Origin of the sequence: Hyphomicrobium denitrificans 1NES1, from assembly GCF_000230975.2 — a bacterium.
In the GTDB taxonomy this organism is placed as follows: Bacteria; Pseudomonadota; Alphaproteobacteria; order Rhizobiales; family Hyphomicrobiaceae; genus Hyphomicrobium_B; species Hyphomicrobium_B denitrificans_A.
This window is the reverse complement of sequence record NC_021172.1, coordinates 3487154-3504891: the sequence shown is the minus strand read 5'-3', so window position 1 is coordinate 3504891 and position 17738 is coordinate 3487154. Positions and strand designations below refer to the sequence as shown.

Here is a 17738-nt window from a genome sequence, read left to right as displayed (position 1 = left end):
TGGCTCGCGAAGCAGCCAGTCAGCGAAGCTAGGTCGGTCCTCTTCCCAATGCAGCCGCCGATTCACAAGGCGTCACCTTTCATCCCGCTGACTCGCGGCCGCTCCGCCTACCTTACCCGCCGCTACAGCGAGCGCAAGGAAGCGGCAGAGCAGCTTGCCGCGGGCGTCAAGCTGACTGCGATCTGACCCGGCAGGCAATTTTAAAGATCTCCCAAAGGCGCATCCAATTGTGCAACAGGCTGGTGCACAATCGCTTGTCAGGAGACCTCGTGCCGTCACCCGCGTATCTAACGCTCGAAAAAGTCATTACTTGCCACCGCAGCAAGATCAGCGAAGGTACGCTCCGAAAGTGGAGAGCCATGCGCGTCGGGTCATCGTTCATCAAGATTGGCAAGGCAATCCTCTATCCCGCAAGCGAATGTTGGGGGTCCAATCCGACCTGGTGGTTTGCAGAACTTCCCCGATCCCGGCCACTGGAGGACGACGCGTCGATCGCTTGAACCGGATCGCGGTGGCTGGCTATTCAAGTCCCGGACGACGCTATATGACAGTGAGTCTTGATGCGGAATCCGTGATCCCGCATGACTTTGGAGTATCATTAAAGTGCGTGCGTGCTCAGGGATTATTTTTCACGACCAGTCACGGATTACATATACCAGTTAGCGGCCCCCGTAGATTTCAACGTGCCAGCAATATGTTGAAAAATAAAAGAAAGCCGTCTTTGAGTATATTGGTCCACAACTATCCTTCTCGGTACCCATCTTCACGCTCAATCACGGACCGTCATTCCTGGTCAGTGATCGAGCGTGAATTTGATGCTTTCGGGCCCTCGGTCAATGCCAATGCCCAGGAGGCCTCTGCCCGTTGGAGGTCGGCGGTTACATCGCGAACGCCAGGCACCGACCAGATGGCATCACGAAGCAGGAACCGCCAACTGTTGGTTCGCTCGACACGCTTTGCCAGATCCACGACGCGGACGTGCGGGATCAGCGCAGCCCTAAGAACTCGGTAGTCTTCCTGGAACAGAACAGCGGCAAGCACATCAAAGGCCTGCGCCGGCAAATCGCGAAGCGCCCCGAGCTGCCGCGAGTTGTTGTGCGACGTCAAGCGCCGCCCCTTGATCTGATATCGCACTTCGGCGGCATCCGTGGCGTCGGCATCGCGCATTGAGTTGGGCGCCTGCTTCCAACCGAAGGCGCGACAAAACAGATGCTCGGCAAGATCGCCGACTGGATTGTTCGAGCTGCGGATGACGCCGCGCCGCCGGAGTTCCTCCGATACCGCAGCGTGCATCACGAGCAATTCAGGCGGCGTTAGGTCTCTCAGATCTCGCAAAAATTCACCTAGTGCTCGTGCGGTTCATACATCGCATCCGGATATGGAAGTCTGCCGTTGATCGTCCGAAGGAGTGCGAGATAGCTGCGCACGGCCTTCTGAAATTCGATCCCGTCACCAATCGGTCGGTCTTTGAATGCATGGATAGCGTTTCGACGCTGCTGCACGAGTTCGACAAGCGCGTCGCCTTCGGCGCCGAGCAGCTCTTTCGTTTTGCAATAGTTGCGCAGCTTCTCCAGCCCGAGACCGTCCGGGGCGTGTGCCATCTGCTTTGCGTTGTCGTAAGCGTTCGCCTTCTTGAGATTGTCGATGTCGGCCTTATAGGTTTCGTACCAAACTGACAGAAGCGTCTTGATCGTGCCTTCGACGAGGCTTCCCAGATTGGCCCAGGCCAGGATGAGTTCCGCCGGCGTGAGCGCGTTGGATGGCTCGCGCATCCAGAGCCTAAGCGAGCCCGACAATGATGCTTGCCAATCGAGCCGTGATTTTCCGAGCAGGCCGGCGGCGACAACAGGAGCCCAGCCGTCGCTCTTTGACCAGAACTTGGCGATGCCTTGGTTCAAGGTCTCGATCCGATCGACTACTTCCGCGATGGCCATCGCATCAATTGATTTTGGCGCAACCTTTTTGACGAAGCTAAACGATGCAGCCATCTCTCTTCCCTCGCGCGCTAGCCGGCCGCGCCATCAGCGTATCTAGATGGCGAACTGCTTCGCCCGGAAGTCGGTGACTCGCGTCATCCGACCGACAAGATATGTCCGGTAGTCCGCCAGGAGTCCTCCCGCATCCGATGCATCGTCGCTTGGCATTTCGTCGATCTCGCGCAGGGCCTGTTCGAGAGTTAAGCCACCGGCGTCAACATCAACCAAGCGACCACTTAGGGTATGTTCAAGCTCAAGTCGGAGAGCTTCTGGTAGAACCGAACGCGCCTCGAAGTAGAGCAAACGAAGGCCAAAAAACCGCAAGCGCTCGTCATCGAGATTTTGAATAATCGATAATCTGTCTCCCCAATCCGCATCGTGGAACTCGACCATGCGGGCTTCATCTTGCGGACCAGGAAATCCGTCATAGAGGCGCTCCTCGGCATGCCGTGAAGGCGTGCGGGGTTCGCGCGTTGAAGTGTAAGCCAAGACAAGCCGGGAGCAGAGCGCCGGATTATCCTTCACCCGGCGCGCTCGCGCTTCAATCGCATCGATATCAACGCCGTCCAGCATCACCTCTGGCGCGTCGTAGAGAGCCGTCAATGTTGGCGCTGCGTTGATCCGAAGCCGGCGAACGGGACAGGGCTTCTGAGCCAGTTCAGTTCGAAGCTCATCGTCCGTCATCGCTGCGAAGCGTGAGGTGGTCCCCTTCATTTGGACAGTTTGGCGGCTTGGCTAAGGTGGATTCAGGTCTGTCTTATGCCGCCAATCTGGTGTCGCCGGGTGCCGGGTCATAGGCCTCGTCGGGGGTCCTGCCGCCGAGCGCCGAGTGGGGCCTCTCGGTGTTGTAATATCCGATCCAGCGGGCGAGGCCTGCCCGTAGCTCGGAACCGGTCTCGAAGGCGTGCAGGTAGACGCATTCGTATTTGAGGCTGCGCCACAGCCGCTCGATGAAGACATTGTCCATCCATCGACCGCGCCCATCCATCGAGACGCGGGCGCCGGCAGCCTGCACCACCTCGACGAACCGGGGCGAGGTGAACTGGCTGCCCTGGTCGGTGTTGAAGATCTCCGGCGCGCCGTGGCGGGCAAGCGCCTCCTCGAGGGCCTCAATGCAGAAGTCCGCCTCCATGGTGTTGGAGAGCCGCCAGCTCAGCACCTTCCGCGCCGCCCAGTCCATTACCGCCACCAGATACAGGAAGCCGCGCCGCATCGGGATATAGGTGATGTCGGCGCACCAGACCTGGTTGGGCCGCTCGATCACCAGATCGCGCAGCAGGTACTTATAGGTCCTGTGCTCGGGGTGCGGCACCGTCGTGCGCGGGGCTTGGTAGATCGGCACCAGGCCCATCTTGGCCATGAGCCGCCGCACCCGCTTGCGGCCGACCATGTAACCCTGCCGGCGCAGGCAGCGTGCCATCTGGCGCGAGCCGTACCACGGCGCCTCCAGGAACTGGGCATCGAGCCGGCGCATCAGCTCCAGGTTCAGCGGCGTCTCGCCTGCCGGGCGGTAGTAGAACGCCGAACGGCTGATCGACACCAGCCGGCATTGCCGCTGGATCGAGAGCCGCGGGTGCTGCGGATCGATCATCTGACGCCTCCGATCCAGGCTCAACGACCGGAGGCCTTCGATAAAAAATCTCGCTCCACCACCAACTGGCCGATCTTGGCGTGGAGCTTGTCGATTTCGCTCTCGCGGGCAACTTCCGCCGCCCCGGCCTTGCCGGCAAACACCGCGGCCATACCCTCCACCGCCTGCCGCTTCCACGCGGCGATCATCGTCGGATGAAGGCCATGCTTGGCCCCCAGTTCCCCAATCGTCCGCTCGCCCCGCAGCGCCTCCAGCGCAACCTTCGCCTTGAACTCAGCCGAATACCGCTTCCGCTTGCCCGTCATCGGGTCCGTCCTTCCTCTCGGTCGAACCCACCTTAACCTCCTGTCCGATTTCCCGGGACCACCTCACTGTTCAAGCTGATTTCGCAGCTTCAGTTCAGCGGGACCGTTCCGATGATCGATGTCGAAGCTTATGGCCAATGGCTGACAAAATAGCCAGTCAGCGAGTACAAGCTCATGTCTTCAAGTCGCATGAAGGTGTTCCGCTGGAAGAACTGCTACGCCGACGTGGCGGCATCGAAGCACGGAATCACCGTGCAATCATTCTTCGACGACGTGATCGCCCCCGCGATCTGCGCCCTCGAGGATAAAATTTCCGCACTGGGTCGCAGTGGCGATCCTGGCGACGCCTTCGCCCAGGCCGACATGGAGGATGTGCTCAAAGAGACGAAAATGGCGTTCGGCCTTGCAATCCAGTCCATCTGGGAGCGCCAACTCCGCGGTTATCTGCGCGGATGCGCGAGCGAGCTTATGCCCAGCAACGCTTTGGCTGCGCAGGTGACAAAGGCGAACTGGACGCAGCTCTGCGAGCTTTTTCTGGAACTGCGCGGCATCCGGCTCAACGCCTTCCCAAGCTTCGCCGACTTGGACACGCTGCAACTCCTCGGTAACGCCTGCCGGCATGGCGACGGGTCGTCAGCCATTGAGGTGGCCATGCGCTGTCCCGAGCTGTGGCGGGTTTATCCGCCGATGCCGTTCGAGGATCAGCCGCGTGACTCCGGGCTGCCGCCCATCGCGCTGATGGACGTGCCCGTCGAACGGCTCAGGGAGTTCGTCGCGGCGGTCGCCATCTTCTGGGACGATGCGGAGTATATCTACAACGAGAGCATCGAGCGGAAGCATCCGAGCCTCGAAGCCAAGCTCGCGCGAGAACGTACAGAGCGGAACTGGCGGCCACAGGCGACGCCCGATGGCGGCGCCTAGCGATGGCGGCGGATCAGCAGTTCCTCGACGCCCTGGCCACCCTATGGCGCATTCCGCGGCCGGGCCCGGACAATCTGCTGTCAGCGCCGGCCTTCGTCGCACTGAGCGAGCTCTGCGATCGGCGCTATGGTCGCGGCAAGGCCACGTTCGCGCTGAGCAGCGCGCTCAGGTCACTCGGCCTGCCATGCGAGCTGCCGCTCGACCAATCGGGGCGCGCGCTCGACTTGCTCACGGCCGCGGCCGCGCTCGACGCAGCCTACACGCGTGTGATGACGGTGCGCCGACACATCTGCCCGCTCGATCTGGCCGACGATTTGCCGCCGATGACGTTCGGCGGCGCGCGAGTTGCCCAGTTCACCGCCGAGGAATTGGAGAAGCTGTTCGATGCGCCGAGGCTCGCGCGCAACTTCCCGTCGCTGTTGTTCGAGTCCAAGCGCCTCGCTCAGTTCCATTGGTTGGTCGTTGAGGAAGAAATCGAGGTCGATCCGAGACCCGAGGCGCGCGCGACCCCGTTTATGTTCGTCGATATGCGCCGGGACTTCGGCGAAATCGAACCCCATCTCGGTCGGTTCCCTCCAGCCGTTGAAGGCGCACTCTTTTTCCTACTGCTGGCCCGATGGGAGGAATGGTCGACAATGCAGGAGGTCGACTGGCGCGGCTTTCGCGTGCCGTGGATCTACACGTTAGACGAAGACCTCTTCGTCCGGCCGGCGCGGCCACCCAATCCAGACAGCCTCACGCTTGAGCCCTGGATCGTCGAAGACCATTGGGGTGAAGAGATCGAGCTGGAGCGGCCGAGCACCTTGCCGCTCGACGACAGCGCCAAGACGGAGCTGCAGCTCTTCACCGACGCAGCTTGGACCGAGTTGCAGGCAGCGCGCTCGACGCCACTCTTTGAGACGCCGGTCGTGCATTTCCTTGTCCGGGCCTTCCTCGCCGACGGCATCGACGAGGTGATGGCTCACATGACCGCGATCGAGGCGGCGCTCGGCCTGGAAAGCGATCACAAGCGCCAGCTACGGCCTAAGCCCGACCCGCATCCAAAGCTGTCGGCGACCGAACGTGTTGCTGCCCGGATCGGTGCGGCGATCACAGATGCGAAGGCAGTGCAGGACTATAAGGACCTGTTCGAGCTGCGAAGCGCGTTCGTCCACGGCCGGTCTGGACTACAAAAAATCTCGACGCCGCAGCGCGTCCTGGCGCGTAATCTCGCGCGACGTGTGGCACGCGCGTTGGTCGCGCTGGCTGTGCACCCGGCCCGCTCGCGGGCGGACGTGTTGGCCAACCTTCTCAATCAAGGCATCGCGTACCTGTAGGACAGACTGCGCTGTACCTACCCTTCCAATAGGACCTTCTCGTGCCTGAATCCGCCGCCCCAAATGCCTTCGATGTTCAGCCGCATCTGGAAGCGTTCGCTCGCACCATTAGCCGGGAACCACTTGGTCTTGCCGTTCATCGACCGGAAGCTTGGGCCACGCCGACCCGATGTTTTGAGAACGCCGTCTGTCAAGCGGAACAGAAGGGTGGCCGCGCGCTGTTCGGCTGGATGTTCCATTATCGCGTGGTGGAGGACATTCCCGGGCCCGGCTACCTCATCGCCGTGCACCATGCAGTTTGGCATACACCGACGGGTCAATTGGTCGACGTAACCCCACTGCATGATAACCCAAAGCACCGGCCGATTTCGCCGGGCGGTGACGTTCTGTTCCTCGTAGATACGAACGCGCGGCCAATTGCGGTGGGCTTGACGGTCGGCCCCCGACCCTCGAGGTTCTATGCGCTCGACGCCGACGAGCGCCTCGTCGCCTATGTCCGGAAACTGCAGGAAGCCGAAGACGAGGCTTGCCGCAATCTTTATGCGGGTGGCCGCTGAGCTCGCCGAGCGGCTGTCTTGGAGAGCGCCAAAATCGCCCCCCTCGCAAAGCTGCTCGACGCCCTCCCAAAGGCGCACCCAATTGTGCAACAGGCTGCTGCACAATCGCTTGTCCTCAGGAGACCCTGTGCCGTCCCCCGTCTACCTAACACTCGAAGAAGTCATTACCTGCTACCGTGGCGAGGTCAGCGAAGGCACGCTACGAAATTAGAGAGCCATGCGTATCGGACCGTCCTTCATCAAGATCGGCAAGGCGGTCCTCTATCCCGTCGGCGAACTCGATCGCTGGGACAAATTCAATCTCTGGTTTGCAGACCCTCCCGATCTTTGTCGCTGGAGGAATACGCTTCGGTCGGTTGATCCGAATCGTCATAGCTGGCTATTTAAGTCCCAGGCGATGCGATATGACGAGACTTATGATGCGGAATCCGTGATCCGGCGTGACGTTGGAATATCATCTAAGATCCTACATGATCAGGAATTATTCATCACGACCAGTCACGCACCACATATACCAATTAACGACCCCTGTTGATTTTAGCGTGTCGGCAATATGTTGAAAAATAACAGAAACTGGTCTTCGAGTATATTGATCCACAATCACCCGTCGGGCGACCCGACACCCTCGCGCGCCGATATCGACGTGACGAAGCAGATCGTCGATGCCGCGAAACCCCTTGGCATCACCGTTCACGACCACATCATTGTCGGCCGCAACGGCCACGCCAGCTTGAAGGCGTTGAGGTTGATTTAATCGCTTCAGCTCTTGTTGATCGCGCTGTCGTCGCGCGTATCACGCATCGTCGCATAGACGATCAAAGAAACCCCGATGCAGGCCGTGACGTACCAATAGAAGTCCGTCTCGCGACCCGCCTGCTTGAGCCACAGCGCAACATACTCAGCCGTACCTCCGAAAAGCGCGACCGTCAGCGCATAAGGCAACCCGACGCCGAGTGCCCGCACGGACGTTGGAAAAAGCTCTGCTTTGACGACCGCATTGATCGCCGTGTAGCACGACACGATAGCCAAACCCGCGACGATCAGGGCGAAAGCTGCGAACGGGTCCTTCGTTGCCTGCAAAGTCATGAGCAACGGTACTGTGCACAATACTCCAAGGACACCGAATGCGATCAGCACAAGACGCCGTCCGATCACATCGGATATAGCGCCGACAACGGGCTGCATCAGCATGTAAATGAACAGCGCCGACGCTGAGACCAACGTCGCGGTATCCTTCGCGAAGCCCGACGTGTTGACCAGAAATTTCTGCATGTAGGTCGTGTAGGTATAGAACGCGAGCGTACCGCCGAGCGTCAATCCGACGACGATCGCAACTTCGCGCGGATGTGCGAGAAGCGCTTTGAGCGAGCCTTCTCGCCGCGTCGCCCGGCTGAATGCTTCCGTCTCGTGAAGATCGCGCCGCATGACGTAGGCGATGACGGCAAGCCCAGCGCCGATCGCGAACGGAATGCGCCACCCCCAGGCATCAAGCTCGGCGGGCATCAGTACGAACTTCTGCAGGACCACAAGCACCAGCATGGCCGCGAGTTGCCCGCCGATCAGCGTCACGTATTGGAAGCTCGAATAGAAGCCGCGTCGATCGGATGTCGCCATTTCCGAGAGGTATGTGGCGCTCGTGCCGTACTCGCCGCCGAGGCTCAAACCTTGAATCATCCGCGCAAGAAGCAGGATGACGGGCGCCGCAATGCCGATTGTTGCGTAGACTGGTGTAACGGCGACCAGTGCAGAACCGAAGCACATCAGCAGAACCGAGGTTGTCAGCGCGACGCGCCGGCCGTGCCGGTCGGCCATGCGCCCGAAGAACCACGCCCCGATCGGGCGCATCAGGAAACCGACGGCGAATATGGCCGCCGTGTTCAAGAGTTGCGCCGTCTGGTCGCCCGCCGGAAAGAACGCCTTTGCGAAATAGAGCGAGAACGCCGCGTAGACATAAAAATCGTACCACTCGACGAGGTTGCCGGAAGAGCCGATGAGAATGGCCTTGATTCGCTCAGGCATGCTGAGAGTCGACGGCGTTTTGGCCTCATCCACGCGATCAACCCCTCGATTTTGCCCCAAAATAGGTCGTGCCGCGCCCAAGGTCGCCTGACGGATGCCCCTATTGCCGCGGCTAACCCTGCCCGTCATTGACGTTCCGGTCCCGGCTCCCCTAATTATCAGCCCTTCCCGGAGCTTTGAATCATGACCAAGAAACCCCACCACTCCAAGGTGATCGTCCTCGGCTCCGGCCCTGCCGGCTACACGGCCGCCATTTACGCCGCCCGCGCCATGCTCGCCCCCACCTTGATTCAGGGCTCGCAGCCCGGCGGCCAGCTCACTATTACGACCGACGTCGAGAACTATCCGGGATTCGCCGAGCCGATCCAGGGCCCCTGGCTGATGGAGCAGATGCAGGCGCAGGCCGAGCACGTCGGCACCAATATCATCATGGACCACATCAACAAGGTCGAGTTGCGCGCCCGCCCGATCCGGCTCGAAGGCGACAGCGGTGATACCTATACCTGCGATACGTTGATCATCTGCACGGGCGCGCAGGCCCGCTGGCTCGATCTCCCGTCAGAGGTCCACTTCAAGGGTCACGGCGTTTCTGCCTGCGCCACCTGCGACGGCTTTTTCTACAAGGGCAAGGACGTCGTCGTTGTTGGCGGCGGCAACACGGCCGTCGAGGAAGCACTGTTCCTGACGAACTTCGCGAACAAGGTGACGCTCGTTCATCGCCGCGACTTCCTGCGCGCTGAAAAGATCCTGCAGGAGCGCCTTTTCAAGAACCCGAAGATCGAGGTCATCTGGGACAGCGTCGTCGAAGAAGTCGTCGGCACGCAATCGCCGAAGTCGGTCACAGGTGTCGTTCTGAAAAACGTGAAGACCGGCGCCAAATCTGAAATCGGGACGGACGGCTTTTTCGTTGCCATCGGCCACGCGCCGGCGACCGAGCTATTCAAAGGCCAGCTTGAGATGACGTCCTCCGGCTATCTGATTACCGCGCCTGACTCGACCGCAACGGCGATTCCAGGCGTCTTCGCGGCAGGCGACGTCAAAGACGAGGTTTTCCGTCAGGCAGTCACGGCAGCCGGCATGGGCTGCATGGCCGCGCTCGAGGCCGAACGCTATCTTGCCAAAGTCGAAGCTCAAGCGGACGCAGCCGAATAATGCGTTGACCCATCAGCACCGCATTGCAACGTAACCGGGTTTCGCTAGACTTCGGCGCCGCTTATGGGCCGCGCCCGATCCGGCGCAACATGGCCAATCACTGAAAGCGTCGAGAATGGATTGGGACAAACTGCGTATCTTTCACGCGGCGGCGGAGGCCGGCAGTTTTACGCACGCCGGCGAGCAGCTGCACATGAGCCAGTCTGCCGTCAGCCGTCAGATATCGGCGCTGGAAGCCAACCTCAAAGTCACGCTTTTCCATCGTCATGCGCGCGGCCTTGTCCTGACCGAGCAGGGCGAACTCTTGAACCGCACCGTAGCGGAAGTTTTCGCAAAGCTGCAGACCGCCGAAACGCTGTTGTCGGATTCGACCACGAAACCATCCGGCGATCTTCGCATTACAGCGCCGATCGGCTTTGGCACGATCTGGCTGACGCCGCGGCTTCAGGAATTCGGCGATCTTTATCCGGATATTCGAGTCGAGCTGATCCTCAATGACGATCAGGTCGATATCGGCATGCGTGCTGCCGACGTCGCGATCTGGACACGTGAACCGGAACAGGCCGACCTGATCCGCCGCTCCCTGTTTGAAAGCCGCGTACGCGCGTTCGCTTCCGCTCACTATCTGCGCAAGCACGGAACGCCGAAGATGCTGGCCGACCTCGATCACCACCGGATCATCGCCTATACCGGCATCCCCGCCCAGCACCTCGACGCCATGTCCTGGATTGAAACGGCGGGCCGCGAAGGGACGCAGCCGCGCGAAGCCGCCCTCAGGGTCAACAGCGTCGTGGCGATCAAATACGCGATCCAGGCCGGTATCGGCATCGGGATGATCCCGGACTACATGAGCGACGGGCAGTCGGACCTCGTGCCGGTGCTGGCGGAGATCGAACAGCCGTCGCTCAACCTGATCTTCGCGTACGCCGAGGAATTGAAGTCCTCGAAAAAAGTCCAGCTTTTGCGCGACTTTCTGGTATCCAAGATCAGCCGGGCGCGATGAGACGCAAAGCTTTCCTTATCGAACCTGCGACCATGGCTGATTTGCGAAAATGCCGGTCTGACGCTATCTAACCGTTTCACCCCTTCGACGCCGCGCTAAGGCCCCTGAACACATGGCAAAAACGCTTTACGATAAGATATTTGACGATCACGTGGTCGAGCAGTCCGAGGACGGAACGTGCCTCCTCTACATCGACCGCCACCTCATCCACGAGGTGACGAGCCCGCAGGCGTTCGAGGGGCTGCGGATGGCAGGCCGCAAAGTACGCGCACCCGAGAAGACGCTGGCCGTCGTCGACCACAACGTCCCGACGACCGACCGCAGGAAAGGCATCGCCGACGAGCAGAGCCGCGTCCAGGTCGAAACGCTGGCGGCAAACGCGCGCGACTTCGGCATCGAATATTACAACGAGCTTGATAAGCGGCAGGGCATCGTCCACGTCGTCGGACCGGAGCAGGGCTTCACGCTGCCGGGGACGACGATCGTCTGCGGCGACAGCCATACCTCGACCCACGGCGCGTTCGGCGCGTTGGCGCACGGCATCGGCACCTCCGAAGTCGAGCACGTGCTCGCAACGCAGACGCTGATCCAGAAGAAAGCCAAGAACATGCGCGTCACCGTCGATGGTGTCGCGCCGCGGGGCGTCGGCGCCAAGGACATCATCCTGGCGATCATCGGAGAAATCGGCACGGCCGGCGGCACGGGCTCCGTTATCGAGTACGCCGGCGACGCCATCCGCGCGCTTTCGATGGAAGGCCGGATGACCGTCTGCAACATGTCGATCGAAGGGGGCGCCCGCGCCGGCATGATCGCACCCGATGAAAAGACATTCGCCTTCATCAAGGATCGCCCCAAGGCGCCGAAAGGCATGGCCTGGGACATGGCGATGAAGTATTGGGAAACGCTGCATTCCGACGACGGGGCGCACTTCGATCTCGAAGTCCGCCTCGATGCCGCAAAGCTGCCTCCGATCGTGTCCTGGGGCACGAGCCCCGAGGACGTAACGTCGATCACCGGCGCAGTCCCGAACCCAGCCGACGTCCACGACGAAAATAAACGCGCTTCGATGCAGCGCGCGCTCGACTACATGGGTCTCGCGCCGGGTACGAAGATGACCGACATTCCTCTCGATGTGGTCTGGATCGGCAGTTGCACGAATGGTCGCATCGAAGACTTGCGCGCCGTGGCAAAAGTTGTCGACGGCAAGAAGATCTCCTCACGCCTCGCCTACGCGATGATCGTGCCGGGATCGGGCCTCGTCAAAGAGCAGGCGGAAGCCGAAGGCTTGGACAAGATATTCAAGGCAGCGGGCTTCGAATGGCGCGAGCCCGGATGCTCGATGTGCCTCGGCATGAACCCGGATCAGTTGAAGCCGGGCCAGCGTTGCGCCTCGACCTCGAACCGCAACTTCGAAGGCCGTCAGGGCTACAAAGGCCGCACGCACCTCGTATCGCCGATCATGGCCGCCGCCGCCGCGCTCGAAGGCCACTTCGTCGACGTGCGGAACTGGCAGGACTAAGCGAGGCACGACTGCGCCGGCGGCCGGCTCTCCGGAGGAGAGTCGCCGGCGCCAAATTAAACAGCGATCTTGATCTCTTCCGCGTGATCGGTCCGGCTCAATGCCCGTCCGATCGCGTTCTGCATGCTGGCGATTTCTTCTTCCGTAATCTTGAAGAAGCGGTTCTGCAGCCGCTGGCGCATACGCGCCTGCTCAAGACTCCCGCCAAGCAGCGTGATCTTGAAATCGCCGGGAGGATAGAACGCCGGCTCACCGATCTGCTGGAAGCCCAGCATATAACGATAGAACTTGACCCAATCGGGCCGCGTCGCGATCAGCAGCATCGAAACGCCCGTCGCCAGCGCCGCTGTCAACGATGCACGCACCAGAAATGCATAGAGTGTCGTCCGATAGGAAATGTTATTGACGTTGGGCTCGATAGACAGCCTCGATATTTCAACGAACCCATGGCTCTGCGAGCGATGCATGTCCTTCAGAGCCGGATAGTGTGAGGCGCACGGAAGCGTCGCGAGGGATTGGGGCAGCGAAAAACATAGGCGCACCGACCCGACCAACCGGCCGCTATCGTAGGCACCGAACAAAACCGTTGTCGCTAGAGTGTCGAAATGGTCCGTGTATTGGCCGTCGGATTTTTCGATGTCATAGCCGATTGCCGAATAGGCCCGGCCCCGGAGCCGTAATGCTTCGCGGATGTCATTGTCGTCTTCGAGAATGCGCAATTCGAAGGATTTGCTGTTCCCGTGCCATGAGCCCTCTTCTGTCGGCAACGAATCCTGCCGTGGGCGGAACGCTAACGTCTGCGACATGCAATTCTCGATCTTGTTATGGGAATGCCCCGTAAAAAAGTGGTGCAGAACATAGGCTTGCTGCCGCTACGGGACGATGCGGCAAATGTTCTTGCAGGGTATTAAGATTATTGGCCGAGCGCCTGAGTATAAAAGGATTTTTAGGAAACAATTAAATCTTAGCTGAGATTAGCATGACGAAAGATGCCACAGCCCTCGTCCGATCGCAGTTTGGTGTAGCCGCCTCCGATTACGCCACCTCCGAGGTCCACGCCAAGGGCGAAAGCCTCGCTCGCATCGTGGAGCTTGCTGCGCCGCAGCATAGCTGGCGGGTTCTCGATATAGCGACGGGTGCCGGGCACATGGCGGCCGCATTCGCGCCGCACGTCGCAAATGTCGTTGCCAGCGACATCACGGACGAGATGCTGGCACAAACGGCGAAGCTCGCCGCCGACAAAAAGCTCGACAACATAGGAACCGCGAAGGCGGAAGCCGGCGCGCTTCCTTTTGAGGACGCAAGCTTCGACCTCGTCTGCTGCCGTTTGGCAGCCCATCATTTTCCGGACTTGGGGCGCTTCGTCAGCGAAGCGCGCCGCGTTTTGAAAGAAAACGGACGCTTCGCTCTGGTCGACAACGTTGCACCCGACGCGCAGCAACTGCTTGGCGCGTCGCCGAGCGAAATCGTGGACGCGACGGCGGCCTACAACACCTTCGAAAAATTACGAGACCCAAGTCATGGGCACGCGCCACCGCCGGAAACATGGATCGGCTTGCTTGAAAATGCAGGATTCAGGATCGTTGCGCGTGAGCAATTCGGCAAAGAACTCGATTTCAAATCATGGGTGACGCGCATGCGATGCACACCGGAAACCATCACGGAACTTGAGCGCATTCTGGTAAGCGGACCGCAGAACTTGCGATCGTTCTTGAAGCCGCGCCGCGATGAGACTGGCGCGTTGCATTTTACGCTGCAGGAGTTGCTGGTGATCGCGGACAAAATCGCCTGAAGGAGGAAACCCTTCCATTCGCTCGCCATGACACTATCTCCGTGATTGCAGATCGTCGCGAGAATAGGGAAGCACGAAGTGTCATTGGACTGGGTTGCCGCCAGAGCGCCAACGCTCGCCGAGTTCGAAGCGCTCGCAGCGGACGCCTGGGAGAATCTGCCGGCCGAGTTCCGCGAGATGGCCGGCGATCTTCTGATCCGCGTCGAGGATTTCGCAACCGACGAGGTTCTCAAAAGTCTTGACATCGAAGACCCATTCGAACTCACGGGCCTCTATCAAGGCGTTAGCCTGACGAAACAGAGCGTCATGGAAAGCGCGCGTGAACCCGATATGGTTTTTCTCTATCGGCGCGCCATCCTCGATGAATGGACGGAAAACGGCGAAGAACTGGGCCATCTGATCGCCCATGTGCTCGTACATGAGATTGGCCATCATTTCGGCTTTTCCGACGAGGATATGGAGGCTATTGAAGCCGAAGTCTCGGTGTGAAGTCGATCACATCACATTAACCTCCTTGATATCACAAGCTGGCTATGGTTGAGCCGCAAGGCGTTTCGCGCCATGTTGTAGGGACGGCGAGTAATTGTTGAAAACGGAATCGGGGATGACTGCGCGGGGATTCTTTCATCGGTTCGCCTTGAGTCTTTGCATGGGCGTGGCGCTTGTCTTTGCGCCCGGCGCCGATGCGCAGGACGCCAAGAACCTTGGCGACGGCATTCCGACGCCGGAGCAGTATGTCGCGACGGTCGGCGGCGACAGCCGTGTCCTCCGGCCGGGCGAATTCAAGCTCGATGGCAATACGCAGTATTGCGGCCAGCGCCCGACTGTCATCGATAACAAGCTCGATGACTATGGCGCCGCCTATCCCGGATTTCTGATCATGAATCCGAGGTACCTCGATAAAGTCTCGACTCCAGTCAAGCAATGGATCTACGCGCACGAATGCGGCCATCAATTTCGCGGACCGGATGAAGAAACCGCCGATTGCTTCGCCGTTCAGCGTGGCCGCCGCCAGGGCTGGCTGACGCCCGAAGGCCTCGAGGAGGTTTGCACGTTCATTTCGCCCGCCAAGGGCGATTCGATGCACTTCTCGGGCTCGTATCGTTGTGCCTACATGCGCAAATGCTACGAGGATCCGACGATCCGTTGAAGCAAAGCTTCGCAACCCGGTCGTCGGAGCCAAAAAAATATCCCCGCGCATATCTTCGGCCGTAAAATCCTGGATCGCACATTCAGGACTTCACCATGCGGTTTGCCGCCTACATTCGACGCCTTTCGAGCTTCGCGGAAACGGTCCACCGTTGGCTAGGGGAACTCGCCCGCCTCGACGGGCTCCGCCGCGAAAAGGTCGCTCTCTATGCCGAAGAGGTCGCCGCAACCCTGTCGCGCGCAGCCGCCGCCCTCGGAACACTCGAAACCACCCCGGATGACCGATCCGCCATCATAACGGCCACGCGCGAGCTCGGCCGCATTGCCGGTTATCTTGAAACCATTATGGCCGCGCTCGATGTGCATCTTGACGGGCGCAAGCGGGCTGGCGTTAAACGGCGCCTTGAGCATCTGAAGCCCTTCGATCTCGAAGCTGCCATCCGGGAGTACGGTGCCTTTCCACAGGCACGGCGCCTGACTTCGGCGGAGGGCTATTTCCGGGCGCTGGCAGATACGTTGCGCGCCTGACTGGAGACGATAGCATGGACAAGTTCACGGTTCTGACCGGCGTCGCGGCGCCCTTACCGATCCGCAACGTCGATACCGACATGATCATCCCGAAGCAGTTCCTGAAAACGATCAAGCGAACCGGACTTGGCAAATCGCTGTTTTATGAAATGCGCTATGACCCGGAGACCGGAAAAGAAATTCCGGACTTCGTTCTGAACAAGCCGCAATACCGTAAGGCGACGATCCTGGTTGCGGGCGAGAACTTCGGCTGCGGCTCCTCGCGCGAGCACGCGCCGTGGGCGTTGCTCGATTTCGGCATCCGCTGTGTCGTCGCACCGGATTTCGCCGACATCTTCTACAACAACTGCTTCCAGAACGGCATCTTGCCGATCAAGCTGCCGCAAAGCGAAGTCGACAAACTGATGGACGATGCGGAACGCGGCGCTAACGCGACGCTGACGGTCGATCTCGAAAAGCAGGAGATTCGTGGGCCCGACGGCGGCGTCATCAAGTTCGACATCGATCCGTTCCGCAAGCATTGCCTCTTGAACGGTCTCGACAACATCGGCTTGACGCTCGAGAAATCGAACGCGATTTCGTCGTTCGAAAAGTCGACATCCTCCTCGCGTCCGTGGCTGTGAGAGAGACGCAACCAACCAACACGTCATGGCCGGGCTTGTCCCGGCCATCCAGAGCCAAAAAGCGAAATATTGGTTGAACCCCTGGATGGCCGCCTCGGAGGGCGGCCATGGAGTGGGAGAAGCGAACAGAAAAACAGTGGGAGAAGCGTGACGATGGCCAAAGCGATCCACATGATGGTGCGGGTGCTCGATGAGGCGCGCTCGGTGAAATTCTACGAAGATTGCTTCGACCTGAAAGTCTCGGATCGCCGCGACTGGCCCGATTTCACACTCATCTACATGAAGAACCCGGAGAACGATTTCGAGCTTGAGTTGACGGTCAACAAAGGCCGCACGGAGCCTTACGATCTCGGCAATGGTTATGGTCACGTCGCTTTTGCCGTCGATGATCTCGAAGCCGCACGCTCCCGTATCGCAGCAGCTGGCTATCAGCCGAAGGACATCAAGACGATGACCCACGACGGCAAGCCGTTCGGCAAGTTCTTCTTCATCGAAGACCCCGACGGCTACAAGATCGAGGTTCTGCAGCGTGGCGGCCGGTTCCAATAAATCCGATGGCTGACGACGATTTCAAATTCGATGCGGCGATGATGGGGCGTCTCGCAGGCGCCCTCGCATTCATCGTCGGCGCCGATCACGCCGCAACCAAAGCCTTGAAGGCGGCCTCCGAGACCGGTGCGGAAAAAGACATCAAGGCGGCGCGCACACAGTTCTTGCGCCTGAAGCCCGGTGACCGCCGCGCCGCGCTGACGATGCTCAACGACTAAATCAGAACAGCGACCCGCGCGTCGTGACGAGCGCACCGGTCAAGGCATCGGCGAAATTGCGCCGCTCGTCGTCCGTCAGAAACTGACCGAACAACACTTCCTTCCCCTGAGCCATGAGCCGCATCGACGTCCGCCCGTCCGGATGATCGACCGAGACGCGCACGCGTGTCCAGTAAGGATTGAAATCGAACTCCTCGCGGCGTCCCGAGGGATGGATGCGCGTCAACTTCAAAAGCTCGGGAGAGAGCGTGATCGTCTCGTAAAGATTGCCTGAACGATAGTTGCGCTTGAACGCATAGTAGATCAGCGCAACGTCGAGGCCGAAGAAACCGAAAACCGGCCAAGCCCCCATGAAAAAGAAAATGATCCCGACAATGAAGCTGACGAGGCCGATCGCAATCATGAGCATTAAAAAGCCTGCAGGCGGCAGCGACCGGTAGGGGTGCAGCACAAATCGCGTTTCTTTTGAGGATTGCTTTTCTGCGAGACTGTCAGTCATCTCTTGGCTTCTCTGACTCAC

Annotated in this window: 22 protein-coding genes and 2 pseudogenes; 17 read left to right on the top strand and 7 right to left on the bottom strand. The window is 60.0% G+C overall.

Features of this window, described 5'->3' with window-relative positions; genetic code table 11:
* Positions 1-48 precede the first annotated feature (48 nt).
* Complete coding sequence (locus tag HYPDE_RS19205; protein ID WP_015599741.1) at positions 49-186, top strand: hypothetical protein; 138 nt, start codon at positions 49-51, stop codon at positions 184-186.
* 83 nt (positions 187-269) lie between these two features.
* Entirely contained in the window at positions 270-500 is a 231-nt protein-coding gene (locus HYPDE_RS16835; protein WP_187290842.1) for a hypothetical protein, read from the top strand.
* A gap of 283 nt (positions 501-783) precedes the next feature.
* On the opposite strand, the gene HYPDE_RS16830 is transcribed toward HYPDE_RS16835, so the two are convergent.
* From HYPDE_RS16830 to HYPDE_RS16815, 4 genes are all read right to left on the bottom strand, one after another.
* A complete protein-coding gene (locus HYPDE_RS16830) occupies positions 784-1293 on the bottom strand; it encodes a hypothetical protein (protein ID WP_051112022.1) in 510 nt (169 codons plus the stop codon).
* 50 nt (positions 1294-1343) lie between these two features.
* Complete coding sequence (locus HYPDE_RS16825; RefSeq protein WP_015599738.1) at positions 1344-1988, bottom strand: hypothetical protein; 645 nt, start codon at positions 1986-1988, stop codon at positions 1344-1346.
* A 42-nt stretch (positions 1989-2030) separates the two neighbouring features.
* Entirely contained in the window at positions 2031-2660 is a 630-nt protein-coding gene (locus HYPDE_RS16820) for a hypothetical protein (protein WP_244437843.1), read from the bottom strand.
* Between the two features lie 73 nt (positions 2661-2733).
* Positions 2734-3872 (bottom strand): IS3 family transposase gene (locus HYPDE_RS16815; RefSeq protein ID WP_144061304.1). Its coding sequence is split into 2 segments (ribosomal slippage): positions 2734-3608 and positions 3608-3872, totalling 1140 coding nucleotides; the frame shifts between segments, so codons are not numbered across the junction.
* Between the two features lie 189 nt (positions 3873-4061).
* On the opposite strand from HYPDE_RS16815, the gene HYPDE_RS16805 reads away from it, so the two are divergent.
* The 5 genes and pseudogenes from HYPDE_RS16805 to HYPDE_RS16790 all read left to right on the top strand — a co-directional run.
* Positions 4062-4793, top strand: coding sequence for a hypothetical protein (locus HYPDE_RS16805; RefSeq protein WP_144061303.1), 732 nt, complete (start codon positions 4062-4064; stop codon positions 4791-4793).
* A 2-nt stretch (positions 4794-4795) separates the two neighbouring features.
* On the top strand, positions 4796-6109 hold the full coding sequence (locus HYPDE_RS16800) for a hypothetical protein (protein ID WP_015599733.1): 1314 nt from the start codon (positions 4796-4798) through the stop codon (positions 6107-6109).
* Between the two features lie 41 nt (positions 6110-6150).
* Positions 6151-6666, top strand: coding sequence for a hypothetical protein (locus HYPDE_RS19200; RefSeq protein ID WP_144061302.1), 516 nt, complete (start codon positions 6151-6153; stop codon positions 6664-6666).
* Positions 6667-6793: 127 nt separating this feature from the next.
* A pseudogene (locus HYPDE_RS19670) lies at positions 6794-7026 on the top strand (hypothetical protein).
* A gap of 217 nt (positions 7027-7243) precedes the next feature.
* Positions 7244-7420: pseudogene (locus HYPDE_RS16790) on the top strand (JAB domain-containing protein); the annotation flags it as partial.
* Between the two features lie 5 nt (positions 7421-7425).
* Here HYPDE_RS16790 and HYPDE_RS16785 read toward each other — a convergent pair.
* Positions 7426-8685: an MFS transporter gene (locus tag HYPDE_RS16785; protein WP_144061301.1), complete on the bottom strand. Its 1260-nt coding sequence runs from the start codon at positions 8683-8685 to the stop codon at positions 7426-7428.
* A gap of 183 nt (positions 8686-8868) precedes the next feature.
* Between HYPDE_RS16785 and trxB the strand changes: the two genes are divergently transcribed.
* The 3 genes from trxB to leuC all read left to right on the top strand — a co-directional run bounded on the left by trxB (position 8869) and on the right by leuC (position 12359).
* On the top strand, positions 8869-9837 hold the full coding sequence (trxB, locus tag HYPDE_RS16780; protein ID WP_015599728.1) for a thioredoxin-disulfide reductase: 969 nt from the start codon (positions 8869-8871) through the stop codon (positions 9835-9837).
* Positions 9838-9952: 115 nt separating this feature from the next.
* Positions 9953-10840: a LysR family transcriptional regulator gene (locus tag HYPDE_RS16775; protein WP_015599727.1), complete on the top strand. Its 888-nt coding sequence runs from the start codon at positions 9953-9955 to the stop codon at positions 10838-10840.
* A gap of 112 nt (positions 10841-10952) precedes the next feature.
* Positions 10953-12359 carry a 3-isopropylmalate dehydratase large subunit gene (gene leuC / locus HYPDE_RS16770; RefSeq protein WP_015599726.1) on the top strand — a complete coding sequence of 469 codons (1407 nt, stop codon included), beginning with the start codon at positions 10953-10955 and terminating at the stop codon, positions 12357-12359.
* Positions 12360-12415: 56 nt separating this feature from the next.
* On the opposite strand, the gene HYPDE_RS16765 is transcribed toward leuC, so the two are convergent.
* Positions 12416-13165, bottom strand: coding sequence for an N-acyl amino acid synthase FeeM domain-containing protein (locus HYPDE_RS16765; protein ID WP_015599725.1), 750 nt, complete (start codon positions 13163-13165; stop codon positions 12416-12418).
* Between the two features lie 173 nt (positions 13166-13338).
* On the opposite strand from HYPDE_RS16765, the gene HYPDE_RS16760 reads away from it, so the two are divergent.
* From HYPDE_RS16760 to HYPDE_RS16730, 7 genes are all read left to right on the top strand, one after another.
* Positions 13339-14151: a class I SAM-dependent methyltransferase gene (locus HYPDE_RS16760; protein WP_015599724.1), complete on the top strand. Its 813-nt coding sequence runs from the start codon at positions 13339-13341 to the stop codon at positions 14149-14151.
* A gap of 84 nt (positions 14152-14235) precedes the next feature.
* Positions 14236-14640 carry a metallopeptidase family protein gene (locus tag HYPDE_RS16755; RefSeq protein WP_015599723.1) on the top strand — a complete coding sequence of 135 codons (405 nt, stop codon included), beginning with the start codon at positions 14236-14238 and terminating at the stop codon, positions 14638-14640.
* A 160-nt stretch (positions 14641-14800) separates the two neighbouring features.
* The gene (locus HYPDE_RS16750; protein ID WP_244437716.1) at positions 14801-15301 is read left to right on the top strand and encodes a hypothetical protein; all 501 of its coding nucleotides are present in this window, start codon (positions 14801-14803) and stop codon (positions 15299-15301) included.
* 95 nt (positions 15302-15396) lie between these two features.
* A complete protein-coding gene (locus HYPDE_RS16745) occupies positions 15397-15828 on the top strand; it encodes a hypothetical protein (RefSeq protein WP_015599721.1) in 432 nt (143 codons plus the stop codon).
* Positions 15829-15842: 14 nt separating this feature from the next.
* Complete coding sequence (gene leuD, locus HYPDE_RS16740; protein WP_015599720.1) at positions 15843-16451, top strand: 3-isopropylmalate dehydratase small subunit; 609 nt, start codon at positions 15843-15845, stop codon at positions 16449-16451.
* 153 nt (positions 16452-16604) lie between these two features.
* The gene (locus HYPDE_RS16735; protein ID WP_015599719.1) at positions 16605-17000 is read left to right on the top strand and encodes a VOC family protein; all 396 of its coding nucleotides are present in this window, start codon (positions 16605-16607) and stop codon (positions 16998-17000) included.
* Positions 17001-17005: 5 nt separating this feature from the next.
* On the top strand, positions 17006-17218 hold the full coding sequence (locus HYPDE_RS16730; protein WP_015599718.1) for a hypothetical protein: 213 nt from the start codon (positions 17006-17008) through the stop codon (positions 17216-17218).
* A 1-nt stretch (position 17219) separates the two neighbouring features.
* On the opposite strand, the gene HYPDE_RS16725 is transcribed toward HYPDE_RS16730, so the two are convergent.
* Entirely contained in the window at positions 17220-17717 is a 498-nt protein-coding gene (locus HYPDE_RS16725) for a DUF2244 domain-containing protein (RefSeq protein ID WP_041321459.1), read from the bottom strand.
* Positions 17718-17738 lie beyond the last annotated feature (21 nt).